Source organism: Pseudoalteromonas sp. UCD-33C, assembly GCF_001306895.1.
Taxonomy (GTDB): domain Bacteria; phylum Pseudomonadota; class Gammaproteobacteria; order Enterobacterales; family Alteromonadaceae; genus Pseudoalteromonas.
In genome coordinates, this window is sequence record NZ_LJTB01000032.1 from 1 (window position 1) to 748 (window position 748).

Annotated in this window: 2 tRNA genes and 2 rRNA genes; all 4 read left to right on the plus strand. The window is 40.8% G+C overall.

Features of this window, described 5'->3' with window-relative positions:
- A 16S ribosomal RNA gene (locus AOG26_RS20290) occupies positions 1-92 on the plus strand; the annotation flags it as partial.
- A gap of 76 nt (positions 93-168) precedes the next feature.
- Positions 169-245, plus strand: a tRNA-Ile gene (locus AOG26_RS20295).
- Positions 246-288: 43 nt separating this feature from the next.
- Positions 289-364: transfer RNA gene (locus tag AOG26_RS20300), tRNA-Ala, on the plus strand.
- A gap of 283 nt (positions 365-647) precedes the next feature.
- Positions 648-748, plus strand: a 23S ribosomal RNA gene (locus AOG26_RS20305); the annotation flags it as partial.

The following is a 748-nucleotide window of genomic DNA, read 5'->3' on the forward strand; positions in this document are numbered from 1 at the left end:
TCGGGAGGACGTTCACCACGGAGTGATTCATGACTGGGGTGAAGTCGTAACAAGGTAGCCCTAGGGGAACCTGGGGCTGGATCACCTCCTTATACGATTTAGAACTTATTTGTTCGTAGTGTCCACACAGATGATTGTTAATTGTAAAGAGAACAACACTTATTGTTTGGGTCTGTAGCTCAGTTGGTTAGAGCGCACCCCTGATAAGGGTGAGGTCGGTAGTTCAAATCTACTCAGACCCACCACTTCTTATGAAGTGGCAAAATGACAATAAGTACCAGCATATGTGGGGCTATAGCTCAGCTGGGAGAGCGCCTGCCTTGCACGCAGGAGGTCAGCAGTTCGATCCTGCTTAGCTCCACCACTTTTACTCCTTAAAAATAAACATTCTTAATCAGGTAATAAACTGCTTGAGAATAGAGTGTGTTTAATTTTGAGAAGTTTATTCTCTTGCTCTTTAAAAATTTGGAAAGCTGATATTAAAATTCTTATAGATATTCGTATCTATAAAGAGTTTTCAAAAGTAAAAATATGCCATTAATCGAAAGATTAATTGGTATCTACTTTAGTATTCTCATCATTATTTGATGAATTAACTTCTGGCGAAGTTAACAGCTGTCACTAACAAAGACCCGTTTGGGTTGTATGGTTAAGTGACTAAGCGTACACGGTGGATGCCTTGGCAGTTGGAGGCGATGAAGGACGTATTAACTTGCGATAAGCCTAGTCAAGCTAGTAAAAAGCGCTT